General features: G+C 75.1%; 17 protein-coding genes and 1 tRNA gene. 10 read left to right on the top strand and 8 right to left on the bottom strand.

Going from position 1 to position 21,132, the window contains the following annotated elements; genetic code table 11:
* Nucleotides 1-24: 24 nt before the first annotated feature.
* Entirely contained in the window at nt 25-2,763 is a 2,739-nt protein-coding gene (locus K1J50_RS08150; RefSeq protein ID WP_408869365.1) for a valine--tRNA ligase, read from the top strand.
* Nucleotides 2,764-3,271: 508 nt separating this feature from the next.
* Here the strand turns inward: K1J50_RS08150 and K1J50_RS08155 are convergent.
* The 8 genes from K1J50_RS08155 to K1J50_RS08190 all read right to left on the bottom strand — a co-directional run bounded on the left by K1J50_RS08155 (nt 3,272) and on the right by K1J50_RS08190 (nt 10,160).
* Nucleotides 3,272-3,348, bottom strand: a tRNA-Arg gene (locus K1J50_RS08155).
* A gap of 51 nt (nt 3,349-3,399) precedes the next feature.
* Entirely contained in the window at nt 3,400-4,938 is a 1,539-nt protein-coding gene (glpD, locus tag K1J50_RS08160) for a glycerol-3-phosphate dehydrogenase (RefSeq protein ID WP_220117213.1), read from the bottom strand.
* Nucleotides 4,939-4,941: 3 nt separating this feature from the next.
* Nucleotides 4,942-5,820 carry a phosphonate ABC transporter, permease protein PhnE gene (gene phnE / locus K1J50_RS08165; RefSeq protein WP_220117214.1) on the bottom strand — a complete coding sequence of 293 codons (879 nt, stop codon included), beginning with the start codon at nt 5,818-5,820 and terminating at the stop codon, nt 4,942-4,944.
* The gene (phnE, locus tag K1J50_RS08170) at nt 5,817-6,614 is read right to left on the bottom strand and encodes a phosphonate ABC transporter, permease protein PhnE (protein ID WP_220117215.1); all 798 of its coding nucleotides are present in this window, start codon (nt 6,612-6,614) and stop codon (nt 5,817-5,819) included. Before phnE (K1J50_RS08170) ends, phnE (K1J50_RS08165) begins: the two co-directional genes overlap by 4 nt.
* The gene (gene phnC, locus K1J50_RS08175) at nt 6,611-7,393 is read right to left on the bottom strand and encodes a phosphonate ABC transporter ATP-binding protein (protein ID WP_220117244.1); all 783 of its coding nucleotides are present in this window, start codon (nt 7,391-7,393) and stop codon (nt 6,611-6,613) included. Before phnC ends, phnE (K1J50_RS08170) begins: the two co-directional genes overlap by 4 nt.
* Nucleotides 7,394-7,398: 5 nt before the next feature.
* Nucleotides 7,399-8,451: a phosphate/phosphite/phosphonate ABC transporter substrate-binding protein gene (gene phnD, locus K1J50_RS08180; protein ID WP_220117216.1), complete on the bottom strand. Its 1,053-nt coding sequence runs from the start codon at nt 8,449-8,451 to the stop codon at nt 7,399-7,401.
* Nucleotides 8,448-9,296 (bottom strand): HAD-IIB family hydrolase, encoded by an 849-nt coding sequence (locus K1J50_RS08185; protein ID WP_220117217.1) that lies wholly within the window; start codon nt 9,294-9,296, stop codon nt 8,448-8,450. The genes phnD and K1J50_RS08185 overlap by 4 nt, the downstream gene beginning before the upstream one ends.
* 57 nt (nt 9,297-9,353) lie before the next feature.
* Entirely contained in the window at nt 9,354-10,160 is an 807-nt protein-coding gene (locus K1J50_RS08190) for a DeoR/GlpR family DNA-binding transcription regulator (protein ID WP_220117218.1), read from the bottom strand.
* An 84-nt stretch (nt 10,161-10,244) separates the two neighbouring features.
* Here K1J50_RS08190 and K1J50_RS08195 point away from each other — a divergent pair, with 84 nt between their 5' ends.
* The 9 genes from K1J50_RS08195 to K1J50_RS08235 all read left to right on the top strand — a co-directional run bounded on the left by K1J50_RS08195 (nt 10,245) and on the right by K1J50_RS08235 (nt 21,085).
* Nucleotides 10,245-10,799: a GNAT family N-acetyltransferase gene (locus tag K1J50_RS08195; RefSeq protein ID WP_220117219.1), complete on the top strand. Its 555-nt coding sequence runs from the start codon at nt 10,245-10,247 to the stop codon at nt 10,797-10,799.
* An 86-nt stretch (nt 10,800-10,885) separates the two neighbouring features.
* Nucleotides 10,886-11,971, top strand: a complete 1,086-nt coding sequence (locus tag K1J50_RS08200; RefSeq protein ID WP_220117220.1) for an MFS transporter — start codon at nt 10,886-10,888, stop codon at nt 11,969-11,971.
* 35 nt (nt 11,972-12,006) lie between these two features.
* Nucleotides 12,007-13,722: a cation:proton antiporter domain-containing protein gene (locus tag K1J50_RS08205; protein WP_220117221.1), complete on the top strand. Its 1,716-nt coding sequence runs from the start codon at nt 12,007-12,009 to the stop codon at nt 13,720-13,722.
* A 99-nt stretch (nt 13,723-13,821) separates the two neighbouring features.
* Entirely contained in the window at nt 13,822-14,610 is a 789-nt protein-coding gene (locus K1J50_RS08210) for a cyclase family protein (RefSeq protein WP_220117222.1), read from the top strand.
* Between the two features lie 484 nt (nt 14,611-15,094).
* Nucleotides 15,095-16,051 carry a branched-chain amino acid ABC transporter permease gene (locus K1J50_RS08215; protein ID WP_220117223.1) on the top strand — a complete coding sequence of 319 codons (957 nt, stop codon included), beginning with the start codon at nt 15,095-15,097 and terminating at the stop codon, nt 16,049-16,051.
* The gene (locus tag K1J50_RS08220; RefSeq protein ID WP_220117224.1) at nt 16,051-17,865 is read left to right on the top strand and encodes a branched-chain amino acid ABC transporter ATP-binding protein/permease; all 1,815 of its coding nucleotides are present in this window, start codon (nt 16,051-16,053) and stop codon (nt 17,863-17,865) included. Before K1J50_RS08215 ends, K1J50_RS08220 begins: the two co-directional genes overlap by 1 nt.
* Nucleotides 17,853-18,566, top strand: a complete 714-nt coding sequence (locus K1J50_RS08225) for an ABC transporter ATP-binding protein (RefSeq protein WP_220117225.1) — start codon at nt 17,853-17,855, stop codon at nt 18,564-18,566. Before K1J50_RS08220 ends, K1J50_RS08225 begins: the two co-directional genes overlap by 13 nt.
* A gap of 19 nt (nt 18,567-18,585) precedes the next feature.
* Nucleotides 18,586-19,848, top strand: coding sequence for an ABC transporter substrate-binding protein (locus K1J50_RS08230; protein WP_220117226.1), 1,263 nt, complete (start codon nt 18,586-18,588; stop codon nt 19,846-19,848).
* A gap of 565 nt (nt 19,849-20,413) precedes the next feature.
* Nucleotides 20,414-21,085: a DUF2459 domain-containing protein gene (locus tag K1J50_RS08235; RefSeq protein WP_220117227.1), complete on the top strand. Its 672-nt coding sequence runs from the start codon at nt 20,414-20,416 to the stop codon at nt 21,083-21,085.
* The last annotated feature ends 47 nt before the right edge of the window (nt 21,086-21,132 follow it).

Genomic DNA, 21,132 nt, shown 5'->3' on the forward strand with positions numbered 1-21,132 from the left:
GCCGGCGCGGAAGGGATGCGCGCCATGTCGGACACACCCGCAGAGACCCCGCCCCCGCTCGCCCTGCTGCCGCGGACCTTCGATCCGAAGGCGGCCGAGACCCGCATCTACGAGGGCTGGGAACGCTCCGGCGCCTTCGCCGCCGATCCCGACAGCCCGGCGCGGCCCTTCACCATCATGATCCCGCCGCCGAACGTCACCGGCAGCCTGCACATGGGCCACGCGCTCGACAACACGCTGCAGGACATCCTGATCCGCTGGCGGCGCATGCAGGGGCGCGACGCGCTGTGGCAGCCGGGCACCGATCACGCCGGCATCGCCACCCAGATGGTGGTCGAGCGGCTGCTGGCGCAGGAGGGCAAGCCCGACCGCCGCGCCATGGGGCGCGAGGCGTTCCTCGCCCGGGTGTGGGAGTGGAAGGAGCAGTCGGGCGGGACCATCACGCGCCAGCTCCGCCGCCTCGGCGCCTCGCTCGACTGGCGGCGCGAGCGCTTCACCATGGACGAGGGCCTCTCGGCGGCGGTGCGCGAGGTGTTCGTCTCCCTCTACAAGCAGGGGCTGATCTACCGCGACCGGCGCCTGGTCAACTGGGATCCGCAGTTCCAGACCGCGATCTCCGACCTCGAGGTGGAGAGCCGCGAGGTGCGCGGGCACCTCTGGCACCTGCGCTACCCGATCGAGGGCGAGCCGGGGCGGTTCATCGTCGTCGCCACCACGCGGCCGGAGACGATGCTCGGCGACACCGCCGTTGCGGTGCATCCGGAGGATGCGCGCTACCGCGACCTGGTCGGCAAGCGCGCGATCCTGCCGCTGGTCGGCCGGGCGATCCCGATCATCGCCGACGAGCACTCGGACCCGGAGAAGGGCACCGGCGCGGTGAAGATCACGCCGGCGCACGACTTCGCCGACTTCGCCGTGGGCAGGCGCCACGGCCTGCCGATGCCGAGCGTGCTCGACGCCGAGGCGCGGATCGCGGTCGACGAGATCGCGCCCGTCCTGCGCGCGGTCGAGGGCGTGGCCGATCCCGCCTTCCTGCGCCGCCTCGAGGGCAAGGACCGCTTCGCCGCGCGCAAGGCGATCGTCGCCGAGCTGGAGAGGCTCGGCCTGGTCGAGAAGGTGGAGCCGCACGTCCACCAGGTGCCGCACGGCGACCGCTCCGGCGTCCCGATCGAGCCGCGCCTGACCTGGCAGTGGTTCGTGGACGCCAAGACCCTGGCCAGGCCCGCGATCGAGGCGGTCGAGACCGGCCAGACCGTGTTCGTCCCGCGCCAGTGGGAGAACACCTTCTTCGCCTGGATGCGCGACATCCAGCCCTGGTGCGTCTCGCGCCAGCTCTGGTGGGGCCACCAGATCCCCGCCTGGTACGCGCCGGACGGCGAGGTGTTCGTCGAGCGCACCGAGGAGGAGGCGAAGGCCGCCGCGCGGGCGCATTTCGGCCGCGACGTGCCGCTCGCGCGCGACGAGGACGTGCTCGACACCTGGTTCTCCTCCGCGCTCTGGCCCTTCTCCACCCTGGGCTGGCCGGAGAAGACGAAGGAGCTCGCCCGCTACTACCCGACCGACGTGCTGGTGACGGGCTTCGACATCATCTTCTTCTGGGTCGCCCGGATGATGATGATGGGCCTGCACTTCATGGGCGAGGTGCCGTTCCGCACCGTCTGCATCCACGGCCTGGTGCGCGACGAGCGCGGCCAGAAGATGTCGAAGTCCAGGGGGAACGTGATGGACCCCCTGGAGCTGATCGAGGAGTACGGCGCCGATGCGCTGCGCTTCGCGCTCGCCGCCCTGGCCGGGCCGGGGCGCGACGTCAAGCTCGGCCGCAAGCACGTCGAGGACCACCGCGCCTTCGGCACCAAGCTGTGGAATGCGGCGCGCTTCTGCCAGATGAACGGGGCACGGCCCGATCCGGCCTACGACCCGGCGCGCGCGACCCTGCCGCTGGCGCGCTGGATCCTCGACGCCACGAACGGCGCGCTCGCCGAGGTCAACGCCGCGCTCGAGGCGTTCCGCTTCGACGAGTACGCCTCCGCCTGCTACCGCTTCGTCTGGCACACCTTCTGCGACTGGTTCGTGGAGTTCGCCAAGCCGGTGCTGAGCGGGCCGGACGGGCCGGAGAAGGCGGAGGTGCGCGGCGCCGCGCAGCACGTGCTCGGCGTGATCCTGCGCCTTCTGCATCCGGTGATGCCCTTCATCACCGAGGAGCTGTGGGACCGGCTCGGCTACGGCCCGGACTACAGCCTGATCCGCGCCGAGTGGCCGCGGCCGATCGAGGTCGAGGGGGCCGAGGAGGCGCGGCGCGAGCTCGACTGGGTGGTGAAGCTGATCTCCGAGGTGCGCGCGGTGCGCGCGGAGATGAACGTGCCGCCGGGCGTGACCGTGCCGCTGCTGCTGCAGGGCGCGCGGCCGGAGAGCCTCGAGCGCGCGCAACGCTGGATCGAGGCGATCCGCCGTCTCGCCCGCGCGACCGAGGTGCGGGCGCTCACGGGCGCGCCGCCTCCCGGCGTGGCGCAGGTGGTGGTCGAGGAGGCGACCGTGATGCTGCCGCTCGCCGAGGTGATCGACCTCGCAGCCGAACGCGCCCGCCTCGCCCGCGAGCGCGCCCGCGCCGCGGCCGAGGCCGAGCGGCTCGCCGCCAGGCTCGCCAATGCGGGCTTCCTCAGCCGCGCGCCCGAGGAGGTGGTGGAGGAGAACCGCGAGCGCCTCGCCGCCGCGCGGGCGGAGATGGCGCGCCTCGACGCCGCCCTGGCGCGGATCGGGGGGTAGGGGAAGGGGCAGGCATCCGCGGTCGCGGGACCGGCACCGCGCCCGTCGGGCGACAGGCCGGCAGTCGGCCGGATTTTCCCCGGTTCGCCACCTCCCCGCTGCCGCCCTTGCGTTCGCCGTGACACCCGGCGGGGCGCCTTCCGGGCCGGTCCGGATCGCTGCCCGCGTGCCGTTCGACGATCGTGCGGAAGCGTCGCCGCCGGCCGCGGCACGGGGCGGGGGCATCAACTGCATTCCTACGGACGGCGCGCGCGAATCCGCATCGCGCCGGCGGACGCCGAGCCGCTCCCCACCCTGGAGCGGCGCGGGCCGGCTGCCTGGTCCGGAGCGGTCTGCGCACCTGTGGACGGCGCGGTCGCCCCGTGATCGGGCCGGCCGAGGCTTCCTGGTGGCTCAACGACCGCCCGGGCGGCGCGAAGGACGGTCCCGCAGCGGGGGACCGGGCGCGCCGACTATCCGACAGCCAGGACGCCCGGGAGGGCGGGCGCGGGCAAGGCCTGGAGAGGAGTGGCGGACCCGGCGCGATTCGAACGCACGACCTTTGCCTTCGGAGGGCAACGCTCTATCCAGCTGAGCTACGGGTCCGTGCCGCCCTTCTAGCCCGTCGCACGGGCGGGCGGAAGCCCCCGGACTGCGTTACGCGGCCGGGCCGGCCGTGCCGGCCGAGGCCGTTTCCGGTGCCGTCTCGCCGAACCAGGCGGCGACCGCCGTCCTTGCCTCCGGCGCGAGGTGCAGGCCGAGCTTGCTCCGCCGCCACAGCACGTCCTCGGCGCGGCGCGCCCATTCCTCGCGGCGCAGCCAGTCGAGCTCGCGCTCGGTCAGGCCGGCGCCGAAATCGCGTCCCAGCGCGGCCATCCCGGTGGCGCCGTCGAGCAGCGCGTCCATCTCCGTCCCGTAGGCGCGGCAGAGCCGGCGCAGCAGCGCCGGAGGCAGCCAGGGGTAGCGGCGCGCCTGCGCCGCCTCGAAGCCCTCCAGCCCCGCGGGGCCGAGATCGCCGCCCGGCAGCGGCGCCGCCGCGGTCCAGGGCCGTGCCGCGCCGAGGCCGAGCGCGGGGGCGAGCTTCGCCAGCGCCTCCTCCGCCAGGCGGCGATAGGTGGTGAGCTTGCCGCCATAGACGTTCAGCAGGGGCGGCCCGTCCTCGCCCGCGGGCCATTCCAGCGCCAGCAGATAGTCGCGCGTCACCGCCGCCGGATCGCTCGCACCATCGTCGCAGAGCGGACGCACGCCGGCGTAGCTCCAGACCGCCTCCGCCGGGTCCACGCGGCGGCGGAGCTGGCGCGATACCGCGGCGCAGAGATAGGCCGCCTCCTCCGGCGCGCAGGCGGCGGCGGCGGGATCGCCTTCGTGCGGCACGTCGGTGGTGCCGATCAGCGAGAAGCGGCCCTCGAAGGGAATGACGAAGACGACGCGGCCGTCGTCGTTCTGCAGGATGTAGGCCTGCTCGCCCTCGTAGAGCGCGGGCACGACGATGTGGCTGCCGCGCACCAGGCGCAGCGTGCAGCGGGCGCGCGCGCCGGCGGCGCCGATCACCTGCAGCGCCCAGGGGCCGGCGGCGTTGGCGATGGCGCGGGCGCGCACGATGCGCTCCGCGCCGCCCTCCGCGCGCAGCCGGCAGCTCCAGGCCCCGCCCTCCGGCACGGCGCCGAGGAAGGCGGTGCGCACCGCGATCTCGGCGCCCCGCCGCGCCGCGTCCCTGGCGTTCAGCACCACCAGGCGGGCGTCCTCGACCCAGCAGTCGGAATAGGCGAAGGCGGCGGTGATCTCGGGCTTCAGGGGCGCGCCATAGGGATGGGTGCGGGCGGCGATCGCCTCCGTGCCGGGGAGGCTGATGCGGCGCGCGAGGTGGTCGTAGAGGAACAGGCCGGCGCGGATCAGCCAGCGCGGGCGCATCGCGGGGCGGTGCGGCAGCACGAAGCGCAGCGGCCGGACGATATGGGGGGCGAGGCGCAGCAGCACCTCGCGCTCGGCCAGCGCCTCGCGCACCAGGCGGAACTCCCCGTGCTCGAGGTAGCGCAGGCCGCCGTGGATCAGCTTCGAGGAGGCGGAGGAGGTGGCGCCGGCGAGGTCGCCCTTCTCCGCCAGCAGCACGGAGAGGCCGCGCCCGGCGGCATCGCGCGCGATGCCGCAGCCGTTGATGCCGCCGCCGACGACGAGGAGGTCGAAGGCGTCGCGCATCGCTCAGATCAGCCGCGCCCGGATGCGGTTGACGAGGACCTCGGCGACGAGGACGACGCCGAGGATCGCGAGCAGCACCGTGGCCACGCGGTCCCACTGGAAGAAGTCTATGGCGTCGTTCAGCACGACGCCGATGCCGCCCGCGCCGACCAGGCCGAGCACGGCGCTCTCGCGCACGTTGATGTCCCAGCGGAACAGGGCGATGCCCCAGAAGGCGGGCTGCACCTGCGGCCAGACCGCCTTGAGCATGGTGGCGCCCCAGCCGGCGCCGGTGGCGCGCACCGCCTCGACCGGGCCGGGGGCGACCTCCTCCAGCGCCTCGGCGAGCAGCTTGCCGACGAAGCCGATCGACCGGAAGGCGATGGCGAAGACGCCGGCGGTGGCGCCGGGGCCGAAGACGGCGACGAAGATCAGCGCCCAGACCAGCGAGTTCACCGAGCGCGAGGCGACGAGGACGAGCTGGGCGAGCCAGTTGAGCGGCGCGACGCGGCAGATGTTGCGCGCGGCGAGCAGCGCCACCGGCACGGCGAGGGCGAAGGCGAGAAGGGTGCCGAGGGTTGCGATGTGCAGCGTCTCGACCAGCGCCGTGTGGACCTGCGGGTAGTAGTGGCCGAGGTCGGGCGGCCACATGCGCACCAGAAGGTCGGCCATCTGCGCCGGCGCGTCGGCGAGGAATTCCGGGATGATGTCGATGCTGCGCACCGCCCAGGCGACGGCGGCGACGACGCCGAGCCAGACCAGCCAGCGCGCGAGGCGCTGGCGCGGGGTGAAGCGCGACCACTCGCGCAGGAGCGGCCGCACCGGGCCGGAACGGGCCGCGGGGCCCGTGGCGCCCCGCGCCGCGGCGTCCGCCCCTCCGGTCGCGGTCGTCAGGCCGGTCATCGGAGCGCCGCCCGCACCCGGCCGGAAACCAGCTCGGCCAGCAGGATCACGGCGATGATCGCGATCAGGATGGCGCTGACGAAGTCGTAGTCGAAGCGCTTGAAGGCCGCGAACAGCGTCCCCCCGATCCCGCCCGCGCCGACGATGCCGACGAGCGTGGAGTTCCGCAGGTTGGAATCGAGCTGGTAGAGGCAGAAGCCGACGAAGCGCGAGGCCACCTGCGGCAGCACGGCGTAGATCAGCACCGCCAGCGTGCCGGCGCCGGCGGCGCGCACCGCCTCCACCGGCTTCATCGAGATCTCCTCGAGCGCCTCCGCGAACAGCTTGGCGATGAAGCCGATCGAGGCGACGACCAGCGCGGCGACGCCGGCGAGCGCGCCGAAGCCGATCGCCTTGACGAACAGGATGGCGACGATGACGTAGTGCAGCGACCGGCAGAGCGCGATGAGGCCGCGCACCGGCGCGGCGATCCACCACGGCGCGAGGTTGCGCGCGGCGAGCACGCCGAGCGGCAGCGACAGGACGATACCGATCGCGGAGGCGAGGACCGCGATCTGCAGGCTCTCGAGCAGCCCCTCGACCAGCAGCCGCCAGCGCGCGAAGTTCGGCGGCAGCATGCGGGCGAGGAAGTGGCCGGCCTCGCCGAAGCCGACGGAGAGGCGCTCGAGGCTCAGCCCGAGCTGCGGCACCGCGTAGGCGGTGTAGGCGAGGAGGGCGAGGGCGCCGAGGCGGAAGCCCCAGCTCGGCGCGAAGGGGCGCCGCGCCGGGGCGGCGGCGGGACCCGACGCGCTCACAGCCAGTCCTCCCCGCCGTAGATCGCGCGCAGATGCGCGGTCTCCAGCGCCTCCGGCGGGCCGTCGAAGACGATCGCGCCCTGGGAGAGGCCGACGATGCGCCGGGCGAAGCGCCGGGCGAGCTCCACGTTGTGGATGTTGAGGACGACGGGGACGCCCGCCTCCTCCGTCAGGCGTGCGAGAAGCTCCAGCACCTCCACCGCCGTCTTCGGATCGAGCGAGGAGGTGGGCTCGTCGGCGAGCAGCAGCTCCGGCCGCTGCATCAGCGCCCGCGCGATGCCGACGCGCTGGCGCTGGCCGCCGGAGAGCGCATCCGCCCGCTGCGTCGCGTAGTCCGGCAGGCCGACCGCATCGAGCAGGGCGAAGGCGCGCTCGATGTCCTCCGCCGGGTAGCGCCGCAGCCAGGCGCGCCAGAGCGGGACGTAGCCGAGCCGGCCGCAGAGCAGGTTCTCCATCACGGAGAGCCGCTCGACCAGGTTGTACTCCTGGAACACCATGCCGATGCGCCGGCGGGCGAGGCGCAGCGCCCTGCCGGAGAGGCGCGTCAGCTCCTCGCCGCGCAGCCGGATCTCGCCCCGCGTCGGCTCCACCAGACGGTTGATGCAGCGGAGCAGGGTGGACTTGCCGGTGCCGGAGGGGCCGATCACCGCCGTGATGCCCTCGGCGCCGACCTCGAGGTCGATGCCGCGCAGCACCGGCGTGCCGGGCACGTATTCCTTGACCAGCCCGCGGATCTCGAGCGGCGGGCGGCCCTCCCCGGCGCCGGGCGGCGCGGCCATGGCGCTCACTGCGCCCGCTGCTGCTGCTCGCGCTGCTGCGCGCGGCGCGCCGCGGCCTCCTCCTCGCGCCGCGCCTCGATGTCGAAATTGGCGCGGGTGTAGGGGGCGTTCACCGCGTCCGCGACCTGGCGCACCGGCTCCCAGTCCTTGAGGTAGGTGGCGGGCCAGAAGCGGTCGTTGCCGCCGAGGTCGCGCGACATCTGCGGCGGGAAGCGGAAGTCGAAGAAGCACTGGCGGATGCGCTGGGCGAGCTCCGGCTTCAGGTCGTGCGCGAGCGCGAAGCTCGAGGTCGGGAAGGGCGCGCTCTCCCAGATGATGCGGAAGTTCTCGCGCCGCACCTGCCCGCGCGCCACCATGCGGTTGAACACGTCGGAGGCGACCGGCGCGGCGTCGTAGTCGCCGGCGTTCACCCCCATCACCGAACGGTCGTGGCCGCCCGAGTAGATCACGCGGTAGTCCTGGTCCGGCACCAGCCCCTGCTGCGGGAAGAAGGCGCGCGGGGCGAGGTTGCCGGAGTTCGAGGTGGCGGAGGTGTGCGCCACGCGCCGGCCCTTGAGGTCGGCGAGCGTCCGGAACGGGCTGTCGGCGCGCACCAGCATGACCAGCCGGTAGCTCTCGTATCCGTCCGGCCCGCCCTTGACCGCGAAGGGCACGGCGCCGGCGAGGTTGACGGCGAAGGCGGTTGGCCCGGTGGAGAAGCCGGCGATGTGCAGGCGGCCGCTGCGCATCGCCTCCACCTGGGCGGCGTTGGAGGTGACCTGGTAATAGACCACCCGCCGCCCCGTGCACTGCGAGAGGTAGTCGGTGAAGGGGCGCCACTGGTTGGCGTAGAGCGCGGGGTCCTCGACCGGCGTGTAGGCGAAGACGAGGGTGGAGGGGTCGCGCAGCCGCGCCGGGTCGCGCGGCGGGTCGGCGACGAGATCGCGGTCCTCGTCGCAATAGGCGTCGTCGAGCGCGCCGCGGTGCGTGCACTGGTCGGCCGCGCCCTGGGCGCGCGCGCCGTCGGCGGCGCAGAGCGCCGCGGCGAGGGCGGCGCCGGCGAGCATGGTGCGGATCATTCCTCGGTCTCCTCCCGGTGGCTGCGGGCCGCGAGCACGGCCTCGGCGAACTCGACGAAGCCCGCCCCGGCGGCGGCGCGCGTAACATAGGCCGGACGGGCGTCCATGTGGGACAGGAACGGCGCGACGTTGGCGACGCCGACGGAGAGCGGGATGCGGGCGAAGAGCGGCGCGTCGTTCGGCGAATCGCCGAGGTAGGCGACCTCGCCGAGCGCCTCCGGCAGCGGGCGCCAGAGCGCGGCGAACAGGCGCTCGAGCCCGGACCACTTGTCCCACGCCCCGAACCAGGCGTTGACGTGGATCGAGCTGATCCGCGCCGCGGCGCCGCCGGCGCGGAAGACGGCGGCGACGCGCTCGGCGGCCGCGAGCGGCAGCGGGGTTGCGACGTCCTCCCGGAAGTCCACGGCGACGTCGGCGACGCGGAAGGGCTGGTCGGCGGCGAGCGCGGTGCCTGGGACCGCCGCCATCGCCCGCTCGGCGAGCGCGAGCAGCCGGGCGCGGTCCGATGCGCCGGCCTGCCAGCGCCGCATGCGCCGGGCCGCCGGGTCGTAGGCGTACCACAGCGCCCCGTTCTCCCCGACCACGGCGGCGACCGGCCAGAGCCGCGCGATCAGGTCGCACCAGCCGGCCGGCCGGCCGGTGACCGGCACCACCGCCACGCCCGCCGCCGCCAGCCGTTCCATCGCGGCGTAGGCGGCGGCGGTGAGGCGGCCGCCGCTGGTCAGGGTGTCGTCGATGTCGGTCAGCACCCAGCGCAGCGCCGCCAGCCGTTCCCGCGGGGCGGCCGCGAGCGGCTCGGGGGCGCGCGCCGCCCGGGCGGGCGGAGAGAGGCCTGGGCTGGCCATGGCCACGGCAGGGGCTCCGACAGAGTATGTGGAACCTACCTCATTAGATGTGGAACCTCAAACATTCTCCGCCGCCTCTCCGGCGATCGTCACCCGCACGCCGGACCGCTCCAGGGCGCCGGCGAGATCGGCCGGGGGGGTGCGGTCCGTCACCAGGTCCGTCAGGGCGGCGAGGGGGCAGACGCGCTCCAGGTGCGGCGCGCCGAACTTGCCGCCGTCCACCAGCAGCACCCGCCGCGCGGCACGGGCGAGCATGGCGCGCTTCACCCAGCATGCCCGGCTCTCCACATCGGTCGGGCCTTCGGCGGTCAGGCCGGAGGCGCCGATCAGGCAGAGATCGGCGTTGAAGCGGCGCAGGAACTCGCCGGTGTCGGGGCCATAGACGGCGCGCTCGGCGGCATAGAGCTCGCCCGGGCAGAGCAGCACCCGCACCCCGGGCCGCCCGGCGAGCGTCTGCGCCACGGCGAGGCTGTTGGTCAGCAGCGTCGCCGGGACGCCGCGCGCGGCCAGCGCCCGGGCGAAATGCGCGGTGGTGGAGCCGGCGTCCACCATCAGCACCGCGCCGGGCTCGACCAGCGCCGCGGCTGCGGCGCCGATGCGGGCGCGCTCGGCCACCGCCATGCGCTCGCGCTCGGCGATCTCGGGCTGCACGCCGGCGGGATGCGGGGCGGAAGCGCCGCCATAGGTCCGGCGCACCATGCCCTGGCGCGAGAGCTCCTCGACGTCGCGCCGCACCGTCTCGGCCGAGACGCCGAACTCGGCGGCCAGCGCCGAGATGCGCACCGTGGGGTCGGTGGCGAGCGCGGCGAGGATGCGGCGGTGACGCTGGTCCTTGGGCGGGGCGCTGCCGGTGCGGGGGGGCATGGCGCGCCATCGTCCCCGTCCGGGCCGCCGGCCGCAAGCGGCCGTCTTGAGCGCGGCGGCGCTTGCGGCTTTGCTCGGCGGGCCATGCCATCCGCACCGCCGCTCACCGTCCGCGACAGCCGCGATTCGGACCTGCCCGCGATCGCCGCGATCTACGGGCACTGGGTCGTGCACGGCTTCGCCAGCTTCGAGCTGGAGCCGCCGGGCGTGGAGGAGATGGCGCGCCGCCGCCGCGCCCTGCTCGAGGCCGGCTATCCCTGGCTGGTGGCGGAGGGCGAGCGGGATGCCGTGCTCGGCTACGCCTACGCCGGTCCCTACCGGACCCGCCCGGCCTATCGCTTCGCCGTGGAGAACTCGGTCTATGTCGCGCCGGAGGTGGCGGGCGCGCGCCGCGGCGTCGGGCGCGCCCTGCTCGCGGCGCTGATCGCGCGCTGCGAGGCGGCGGGGTTCCGGCAGATGGTCGCGGTGATCGGCGATTCCGGCAACGCCGCCTCGATCGGCCTGCACGCGCGCTGCGGCTTCGCCCGCGCCGGGCTGCTGCCGGCGGTGGGCTGGAAGCACGGGCGCTGGGTGGACAGCGTGCTGATGGCGCGCGCCCTCGGCGAGGGCAGCGCGACGCCGCCGCCGGACGGACGGTGACGCCCTCGCCGCAAGGGCGCGCGGGGGGCGCGCGGCCCCCGGCGCCGGCCGCCGCGGCCGACCGCGCCTCGCGCGATGCCGCGCTGGTGCTCGGGCTGACCCTGCCGGGCGACACGGTGCTCTACCTGCTGCTGCCGCTGCACGCGGCGGCGTTCGGCGTGTCGCTCGCCGAGGCCGGGCTGCTGCTGGCGGCCAACCGGCTGGTGCGGATCCTCGGCTACGGCGCGGTGGCGCGGTTCTACACCCGGCGCGGGCCGCGCGCCGCCTGCCTGCTCGCCGTGCTCGGCGCGGCGGCGGCGGCGGCGGGGTATGCGCTCGCGCACGGGGTGTGGTGGCTCCTGCTCGCGCGGCTGGTCTGGGGCCTCTCCTTCGCGGCGATGAACATCGCGACGCAGGCGCTGGCGACGGCGCTGGCGGAAGGCGCGGCGCGGCGCTCCGGCGTCTCGCGCGCGATCATCAGCACCGGGCCGATGCTGGGGCTGCTCGCGGGCGCGGCGCTGGCCGAGTTCGCGGGGCCGCGGGCGGTGTTCGCGGCGCTCGCCGGAGTCGCGCTGCTCGCCCTGCCCTTTGCCTGGGGTCTGCCGCGCGGGCCGGGCGAGGCGGTGCAGACGGCCGGGCCGCGCTTCGGCATCCCGGCGCGGCTCGACCTGTGGTCCTTCGTGCAGGGGATGGCGCTCGACGGGGTGTTCATCCTCGGTCTCTCCGTGCTGGCGGCGGCGGCGCTGCCGCAGGGCGCGGCGCTCGCCGCGGGGGCGGCGCTCGCGGCGCGCTATGCCTCGGAGATCCTGCTCGGCCCGCCGGCGGGGCGGCTCGCCGAGCGGTTCGGCGCGCTGCCGGTGCTGATCGCGGTCTCGCTCGGCTCGGCCGCGGGGATCGCGCTGGTCGGCTTCGGGGCGCTGTGGGCCGGGGCGATCGCCGTGGTCGCGCTGCGCGGCCTGCTGCAGCCGTTGCCGGCGCCGGTCGCGGCGGCGGCGAATCCGGGGCCGGCGCGCGTGCCGGCGCTGGCGCGCATGGCGACCTGGCGCGACATGGGGGCGGGCGCCGGGCCGCTGGTCGCCGGGGTGCTGCTGCCCCTGGTGCCGCCCGCGCTGCTCTATGGCGGCACGGCGCTGGCGCTCGCCCTGGCCTCGCTCGCGCTGCTGCCGCGCCTCGCCGGCGCGCGCGGGCGGTAGGCGCGCGGCCGGTCCGGGGGCTACAAGCCCGGCCGATGTCGCATCTGCTGCTCGCCAACCTGGTCGTCGCCCTCACCCTGGCCTTCGCCTTCGGCTGGGCGGCCCGGGCGCTGCGCCTGCCGCCGCTGTTCGGCTACCTGCTCGCGGGGATCGCCGTGGGGCCGCACACGCCGGGCTTCGACGCCGATCCCGCCCTCACCGGCGCGATGGCCGAGGTCGGGGTGGCGCTGCTGCTGTTCGGCGTCGGGCTCCACTTCCAGCCGCGCGACCTGTTCGCCGTCTGGCGCGTGGCGCTGCCGGGCGCGGTGGCGCAGGTGGCGTTCGGGACCGCGCTCGGCGCGCTGGTCGGGCACCTCGCCCTCGGCCTCGCCGCGGGGCCGGCGGCGGTGTTCGGGCTCGCCCTCGCCATCGCCTCGACGGCGGTGGCGACCCGGCTCCTGGAGGAGGACGGGGCGCTGGCGAGCCGCGCGGGGCACGTCGCGCTCGGCTGGCTGGTGATGCAGGACGTGCTGGTGGTGCTGGCCCTGGTGCTCGTGCCCGCCGCGGCGGGGCACGGGGCGGAGGGGCTCGGCGCCGCGCTCGGCCGCACGGTGCTGGAGCTGCTGGCCTTCGTCGCGGTGGTGATGCTGGTCGGGCGGCGCGCGTTGCCCTGGGCGCTGGCGCGGGTGGCGCGCGGCGCCTCGCGCGAGCTGTTCACCCTCGCCGTCGTGGTGGCCGCTCTCGGCACCGCTTTCGCCGCCTCCGAGCTGTTCCACGTCTCCTTCGCGCTCGGCGCCTTCTTCGCCGGGCTGCTGCTCGGCGAGAGCGACCTCGGCCACCAGGCGGCGGCGGAGACGGTGCCGCTGCAGCGCGTGTTCGCCGCGCTGTTCTTCGTCAGCGTCGGCATGCTGGTGGACCCGCGCGACATCGCCGCCGCGCCCCTGACCGCGGCGGCGGCGCTGCTCGCCGTGCTGGCCGGCACGGGCGGCGCCACCTTCGCGCTGCTGCTGCTGCTGCGCGTGCCGCTGGCGATGGCGGCGACGGTGGCGGCGGCGCTGGCGCAGATCGGCGAGTTCTCCTTCGTGCTGGTGCAGTTCGCCATCGCCCTCGGCGTGCTGCCGCCGGAGGCCGGCGGCCCGGTGCTCGCCGCGGCGTTCGGCGCGATCCTGCTGACGCCGCTCTCGCGCCGCCTGGCGCGCCTCGCCGCGCGGCGGCTGATCGCGATGCCGGGCCTGCGGCGCTGGCAGGAGCGGGGCGGGGGCCGGGCCCTGGCCGCGCTGCCGGACGAGGGCCTCGCCGGCCACGCCATCCTGGTCGGCCACGGCCGGGTCGGGCGCATCGTCGCCGCGGCACTGCGCCGGCACGGCCTGCCCTATGTCGTCATCGAGCAGGACCGTGCCGCGGCCGAGCACCTGCGCGCGCAGGGCGTGCGGACGGTGTGGGGCGACGCCACCCGGCCCGAGGTGATGGCGGCGGCGCGGCCGGAGCGGGCGCGGCTGCTGATCCTCGCGCTGCCGGGCGCGGCGGAGGCGCGCGCGGCGCTCGCCCTGGCGCGCGCCGCCAACCCCGAGATCGTCGTCGCCGCGCGCGCGCACGACGACGGCGCGATGCGTTTCCTCGCCGGCGAGGGCGGCGCCGGGCTGGTGGTGATGGGCGAGCGCGAGATCGCGCTCAGCATGGCGGACTTCGCGCTGCGGCACCTCGGTGTGGACGCCGAGACCGCGCAGGGCACGGTGGACGGGCTGCGCGCGGAGGTGCCCGGGGCGGTGTGACGCCGGAGGGGAGAGGCGCGGTTGGCGCGCGGCGGCGGGCGGGCTACGGAATCGCCGGGCGCGGGCGCGGCGGCCCGGAACGGGAGGGAACGCAGGACCATGGCACGCCGGATCATCGACATCTCCGTCCCGCTGAAGGCCGGGATCAGGAGCGACCCGCCGGGGAGCGAGCCGCAGATCGCCTACCTCGACCACCACGCCACGGCGCCGCGCATGGCGGACTACATGGGCGTGCGCGTGGACCAGCTGCCGGAGGGCGAATACGCCGCCATCGAGCGGGCGGACATCAGCACCCACAACGGCACCCATCTCGATGCGCCCTACCATTACTTCTCGCGCATGAACGAGCGGCTGAAGCCGGGGGGCGAGCCCTCCTGGCGGATTGACGAGGTGCCGCTCGAGTGGTGCTTCCAGCCGGGGGTGAAGCTCGACTTCCGCCACCTGCCGGACGGCTACGTGGCGACGCCGGGCGACGTCGAGGCGGAACTGAAGCGCATCGGGCACGAGCTGCGCCCGCTCGAGATCGTGGTCGTGAACACGCGCGCGGGCAGCCGCTACGGCGAGGACGACTACGTGGACGCCGGCTGCGGCATGGGCAGGGCGGCGACCCTGTGGCTGCTCGAGCGCGGCATCCGCGTGGTCGGCACCGACGGCTGGTCGTGGGACGCGCCCTTCTCCTTCACCCGCAGGCGCGTGGCGGAGACCGGCGACGCCTCGCTGATCTGGGAGGGCCACCGCGCCGGGCGCGAGATCGGCTACTGCCACATCGAGAAGCTGCACAACCTGGAGGCGCTGCCGCCCGACGGCTTCCTGGTGTGCTGCTTCCCGGTGAAGGTGCATCGCGCCTCCGCCGGCTGGTGCCGCGCCGTCGCGATCATCGAGGAGTGACGGCGAGGGCTCCCCGGCCGCGCGCGCCCGCGGCGCGCCGGGGCCCTCGCCCCCGCCGTGCGGGGAGGCGGGCGGCTGCGGGGAAGGTTTCCGCCCTGCCGGGGCGGGCCTGGGCGGCCGGCTTCCCTGCGCTCTTGGCCGCAGGACGATTCGGTGCATGATGAGGCCGGGAGAGACGATCCAGGAATGGGCGCATGACGGGAATCGCGCGGGACGGCCGCGCTGGCCGGGCGAGCACGCCGCGAACGGCGCGATCCGGCAGTGACGGGCGCCGCCGCGAGGCGGACGGGCGCAACGTTCCCCCGCCGGTCCGGGCAAGCGGCATCCCGCCCGGTTCTCGACCCGCCAGGCAGGCGATGCGGCATCCGGCGGCGCGGTGGCAGGCCGGCGCGACGCCCCGGCGCGATCCCGCCGCGGAAGCGGCGGGCGGGCGCGGGGTGCGGCGACGGGCTGCGCCGCAGGCGACGGAGGGAGCGGCGGCCTGATGGAGTGGGAGATCCTCCTCGAGAACGTGCTGAACGCGCTGGCCGCGGGCATCACCATCGGCTGCATCTACGGCCTGATGTGCGTCGGCCTCAGCCTGATCTTCGGCATCATGCGGGTGGTGAACTTCGCCCAGGGCGACCTGCTGATGCTCGGCGCCTACGCCGCCTTCTACCTGGTGGCCGCGTGGGGCGTCCTCGCCTTCCTGGGGCCGGAATTCGGGCCCTTCGTCGGCGCCGTCCTCGCCGGGCCGATCGTCTTCGCGAGCGGCTGGGTGCTGCACCGCTGGATCGTCTCGCGCGTCTCCGGCCTGCGCACCGCGGCGAGCCTGGACGAGGGGCACTACGGCCAGCTCATCGTCACCCTCGGCATCGCGCTGATCCTGCAGAACGGCGGGCTGATCCTGTTCGGCTCGATGCCGCGCGCGGTGCGCACGCCGCTCTCCTCCTCCGCCTGGATGGTGGAGACGGGGATCGGCGATGCGACGATCTTCCTCAACAAGGCGCGCGTGATCTCCGGCCTGGTCGCGATCCTCGCCGTCGCCGCGCTGTACTGGCTGCTCGAGCGCACGCGGCTCGGCAAGGCGCTGCGCGCGGCGGCGGACAACCCGACGGCCGCGACCTACATGGGCATCGACGTGGACCGGGCGCACCGCGTCGCCTTCGCGCTCGGCAGCGGCATCACCGCGGTGGCCGGCGGGCTGGTCGCGACCTACCTCTCTTTCACGCCCTTCATGGGGCTCGACTTCGTGGTGATCATGTACGCGGGCGTGGTGCTGGGCGGGATGGGGAGCCTGCTCGGCGCCTTCTGGGGCGGGCTCACGATCGGCTTCGTGCAGCAGATCTCGGCGCTGTTCCTGCCGCCGCAGCTGCAGAACGCGGCGATCTTCGTCGTCTTCCTGCTGATCGTGACGCTCAGGCCGCAGGGCCTGTTCGGCCGCTCGGCGGAGCGCGCCTGATGCGGCCCGGCGCGCTCGCCCGCCTGCGGCGGGACGGCCTGGTCCTCGCGGTTCTTGTCGCCGTCTACCTCGCCGTCTCGGGCCTGGTGACGAACAGCTACTACCAGCTGATGCTCACCCTGGTGCCGGTCTGGGCGGCGGTCGGGCTCTCCTGGAACCTGTTCTCGGGCTATGTGGGGCTGATCTCCTTCGGGCACGCGGTGTTCTTCGGGCTCGGCGCCTACACCGTGGCGCTGACCCTGAACTGGTGGGACCTCTCGCCCTGGCTCGGCATCGCGCTCGGCACCGTGGTGGGCGCCGCGGCGGCGGTGTTCATCGGCATGCCGACCTTCCGGCTGCGCGGGCACTACTTCGCGCTCTCGATGCTCGCCTTCCCGCTGGTGCTGCTCTACCTGTTCCAGTACCTCGGCTACCAGGAGGTCTCCCTGCCGATGAAGCGGCAGGACCCGGTGTTCTGGCTGCAATTCACCGATCCCCGCAGCTACACCCTCATCGCCGTGGGCCTCGTCGTCGTCGCGATGGCGATCTCGATGGCGGTCGAGAATTCCCGCTTCGGCCTGACCCTGATGGCGATCCGCCAGAACGAGCTGGCGGCGGAGGCCTCGGGCATCGACGCGCGGCGGTGGAAGATGCGCGCGCTGGTGCTGAGCGGCGCGATCGCCGCCGCGGCGGGTGGGTTCTATGCCTGCATCCTGCTCGTCGTCACGCCGGATGCGGTGTTCGGCATGCTCACCTCGGCCCAGGCGCTGACGGTGGTGCTGTTCGGCGGCGTCGGCACGGTGTGGGGCCCGCTGATCGGCTCGGCGATCCTGATCCCCCTGGCGGAGACGCTGCACGCGGAACTCGGCAACATCGTGCCGGGCATCCAGGGGGTGGTGTACGGCGTCGCGATCATCCTGGTGATGCTGCTGGCGCCGGAGGGGGTGTTCTGGACGGTGCGCGACCGCTGGCGCCTCGGTCGCGGCGGGCCGGAGCGGCCCGCGCCGCGCGGCCTCGAGCGGTCCGAGCCGCGCGGTCCGGAGCGTGGCGCCGGGCCGCCGCCGGCGCCGGCGCGCGCGGCGGCCGCCGCGCCCGCTCCGGCGCCGCTGCTCCGCGTCGAGGGGCTGTCCAAGGCGTTCGGCGGGCTGCGCGCCGTGGACGACGTCTCCTTCGCCGTGGCGAGCGGCGAGATCCTCGGCATCATCGGGCCGAACGGCGCGGGGAAGACGACGCTGTTCAACGTGCTGAACGGCGTGCTGCCGGCCGATGCGGGCCGCGCCTGGCTCGACGGCGAGACGATCACCGGCCGCAAGCTGCACGCCATCCGCCGGCTTGGCGTCGGGCGGACCTTCCAGGTGGTGCGCTCCTTCCCGCGCCTCTCGCTGCTCGACAACGTGCTGATCGGCGCCTACGGCGCGGGCCTGACCGGCGGGGCGGCGACGGCGGCGGCCGAGGAGGCGCTGGAGCGCGTCGGGCTGCTGCACGATGCCGCGCGGTCCGCGGGCCAGCTCACCAACAAGGGCCTCAGGCTGATGGAGCTTGCGCGCGCGCTCGCCGGCCGGCCGCGCCTGTTGCTGCTCGACGAGACGCTGGCCGGCCTCGGGCGCGAGGAGTGCGACGAGCTGCTCGAGGTGCTGCGCCGCCTGCGCGCGGAAGGCACGACCATCGTCATCATCGAGCACACGATGCATGCCATGCTGCGCCTCGCCGACCGCTTCGTCGTCCTCGACCACGGCAAGGTGCTGGCCGAGGGCGCGCCGCAGGCGGTGGTGGAGGACCGCTCGGTGATCGAGGCCTATCTCGGCAAGAAGTGGCTGGCGCGATGCTCGACATAGAGGGCTTCTCCGTCGCCTACGGCGGCCTGCGCGCGCTGTCCGACGTCTCGCTCTCGGTCGGCGAGGGGCAGTTCGTGACCATCGTCGGGCCGAACGGCGCGGGGAAGTCCACCCTGTTCAAGGCGATCTCCGGCATCGTCCCGCCGGTCTCGGGCTCCATCCGCTTCCAGGGGCGCGACCTGCTCGCGGTGCCGCCGGCGCGGCGCGCCCACCTCGGCATCGCCCACGTCCCGGAGGGGCGGCAGGTGTTCAAGACGCTGACGGTGCGCGAGAACATCGAGATGGGCGCCTACACCGCGGCCGGGCGCGCGCGCTTCGCGCAGACGCTGGAGCGCATCCACGAGCTGTTCCCGATCCTCCACGAGCGGGCCGGGCAGCTCGCCGGCACGCTCTCGGGCGGCGAGCAGCAGATGCTCGCGATCGCGCGCGGCCTCGCCTCGGCGCCGCGGCTGCTGATGCTCGACGAGCCCTCGATGGGGCTCGCGCCGGCGGTGGCGGACCTGATCTTCGAGCGCATCGCGCAGATCCACCGCGAGGACGGGGTGACCGTCCTGCTCGTCGAGCAGCGCGTCGCCGAGGCGCTGGAGCTCTGCGACTACGGCTACGTGCTGGAGACCGGGCGCATCGTGCTCGAGGGCCCGTTCCGGACGCTGATCAGCGACGACCGCGTGCGCCGCGCCTATCTCGGGCTCGGCGAATGACTGGCCAGGGAGGACAGGAATGACGACGCCCCTCAGCAACACGGCCGCGACGCGCCGCGGCGCGCTCGCCCTCGGCCTCGGCGCGGCGACCGCCGGCGCCGGCTTCCGCCGCGCTCGCGCGCAGCAGAACCCGGCCGAGGTGAAGGTCGCGGTGCTCGCGCCGATGTCCGGGCCCTGGGCGCGCCAGGGTATCCTCGCGCGCCTCGGCGCCGAGATGGCGGTGGACGACATCAACAGCTCCGGCGGCATCCGTGCCCTCGGCGGGGCGAAGATGAAGCTCGTCATCTACGATGCCGGCGAGAACCCGGAGCGGGCGAAGAACGCCGCCCAGCGCATGGTGGCGCAGGAGCCGGACCTGGTCGGCGGCTCGGGCGCCTGGCTCTCCTCCTTCACCCTCGCCGTGACCGAGGTGACGGAACGCGCGGAGATCCCGTGGCTCACGCTGTCCTACGCGGACTCCATCACCGAGCGCGGCTTCCGCTACGTCTTCCAGTGCTCGCCGACCTCGAGCGCACAGGCGCGGCAGACCCTGCCCGAGGTGCTCGCGCTCGCCGAGCGCGCGACCGGGCGGCGGCCGAGGCGGCTCGGCATGATCGCCGACAACACCGCGGCGCCGCAGGGCATCGTCAAGCCGATCCGCGAGGGCGAGGCGCAGAAGCACGGCCTCACCATCGTGGTGGACGAGACCTTCACGCCGCCGCTCTCCGACGCCACGCCGCTGATCCAGCGCGTGCGCAGCGCGCGGCCGGACTTCCTGCTGCTGCTCTCGACCGCGGTGCCGGACGACAAGCTGCTGGTCGAGAAGCTGAACGAGTTCGGCCTCGGCCAGGGCCGGCTGCCGACCATCGGCAACGGCGGGCACTGGGGCGCGCCGGAGCTGGCGCAGGTGACCAACCCGCGGATCCTCGAGGGGATGATGTTCACCCTCTCGAACTGGCCGGGGAAGGGGCTCGAGGAGCTGAACCGCCGCTTCGTCGCGCGCACGGGCGAGCCGTGGCTCGGCCACGATTCGCTGCTGCCCTACGCCGACATGATGATCCTGCGCGAGGCGATGGAGCGCGCCGGCTCCGCCGACCGGCGCAAGGTGGCGGAGGCGATCCGCAGCCTCGACATCCGCAACGAGGGCCCGGCGCTCTACTTCCCCAGCCGGCACCTGAAGTTCGACCAGCGCGGCCGCCTCGTGGACGCGGTGATGGTGACCTGCCAGTGGCGCGGCGGCGTCCCGCAGGTGGTCTCGCCGGAGACGATCGCGACGGCGCAGGCGCTCTGGCCGCGGAGCTGACGGAGGCGGCGCTCGGTTCGCCCGGCGCGCCCCCTCGCGCAGCGAACAGGCGGCCGGCTCGCCGAGGACGGCCCGGTTGTCCCCGCGGCGGGACGGCGCGCCGCGCCCTGGGCCTCCCCCCGGACGCGGCGGGCGGGGCGGAGGGCTGCTTCGCCAACCCGGTCGCAGGTCGGCGGCCCGGCCAGGCGCGGTGGTCTCGTTCTGCTACCCCCGGGCGCTGCCCGGGAGGCGCAACGGCGGTCGTCTCCGGCAGTCCGGCGGACGCGGGATTGCGCGCCGTCGTCTCAGGGCAGCGGCGCGCACGGGCGGCCTGCGGATCGGCCGGGGCGGCGCGGGCGTCTCCTCCGTTGCGGGTCTGGCGGGCGACGCCGCGGCCGCCGCCTTGCCGGTGCCGCGCGCCGGCGCTGTCCGGGCGGGCAGCTTAGACCCCCGCGCGGCGCCGGCAAACCCTCCCCGGCCGGGGCGCGCCCGGCGACGCCGTCCGGGGCCCGCGGGGACCTGCCCGATGGCCGAGATCCAGGCGTTGGGGACCGGTATGCTTGGCGGCGCGCGCGCAGGGCGCCCGATGGCCGTGCCGCGCGGGCGGCGCGCCCTCCTGCGCGCCGCCTTCGCCGCCTGCGCGCTGCCGGGCGCCTGCGCCGCGCCGCGCGAGACGGACGGGCGCCTGCCCCCGCGACCGCCCGCCGCGACGCTGCACCTTGTCGCGCGCGGCTGGCACACGGAACTCGCGCTGCCGGGGCACGCGCTCGGCGGTTCGCCGCTGGGCGAGGCGCTGCTCCCGCGCTTCCCGGAGGCGCGCTGGCTACTCTTCGGCTTCGGCCTGCGCCGCTACTTCACCCATCCGGACCCCGGCCCGGGCGATCTGCTTGCGGCGCTGGCGCCCGGTCCCGCGGCGATCCGCGTCAGCGGCTTCGCGCCTGCACCGCCCGAGGCCTTCGCCGCCGAGGACGTGGTGAGGCTGCCCGTCGCCGCGGAGGGCCGGGCGCGGCTCCTCGCCTTCCTGTGGGCGGAGCTTGCGAAGGACGCGCGCGGGGCGCCGCTCGAACTGCCCGAGCGCCACGATCCGCGCGGCATCTTCTTCGCCGCCGCCACGCCCTACGCCCTGGACTACAATTGCAACGCCTGGACCGCACGCGCCCTGCACATCGCCGGGCTGCCCGTGGACCCGGACGGGGTGGTGTTCGCGGCCCAGGCGATGCGCCGCGCGCGCGCGGCCGCCCTCCTCGCGGCCGGGTGACAAGGCGGCTTCCTTCCGCGGCGCCGTCCGGGCGATACTGCCGGCAA

The sequence above is a fragment of the Caldovatus aquaticus genome (genome assembly GCF_019458025.1).
Taxonomy (GTDB): domain Bacteria; phylum Pseudomonadota; class Alphaproteobacteria; order Acetobacterales; family Acetobacteraceae; genus Caldovatus; species Caldovatus aquaticus.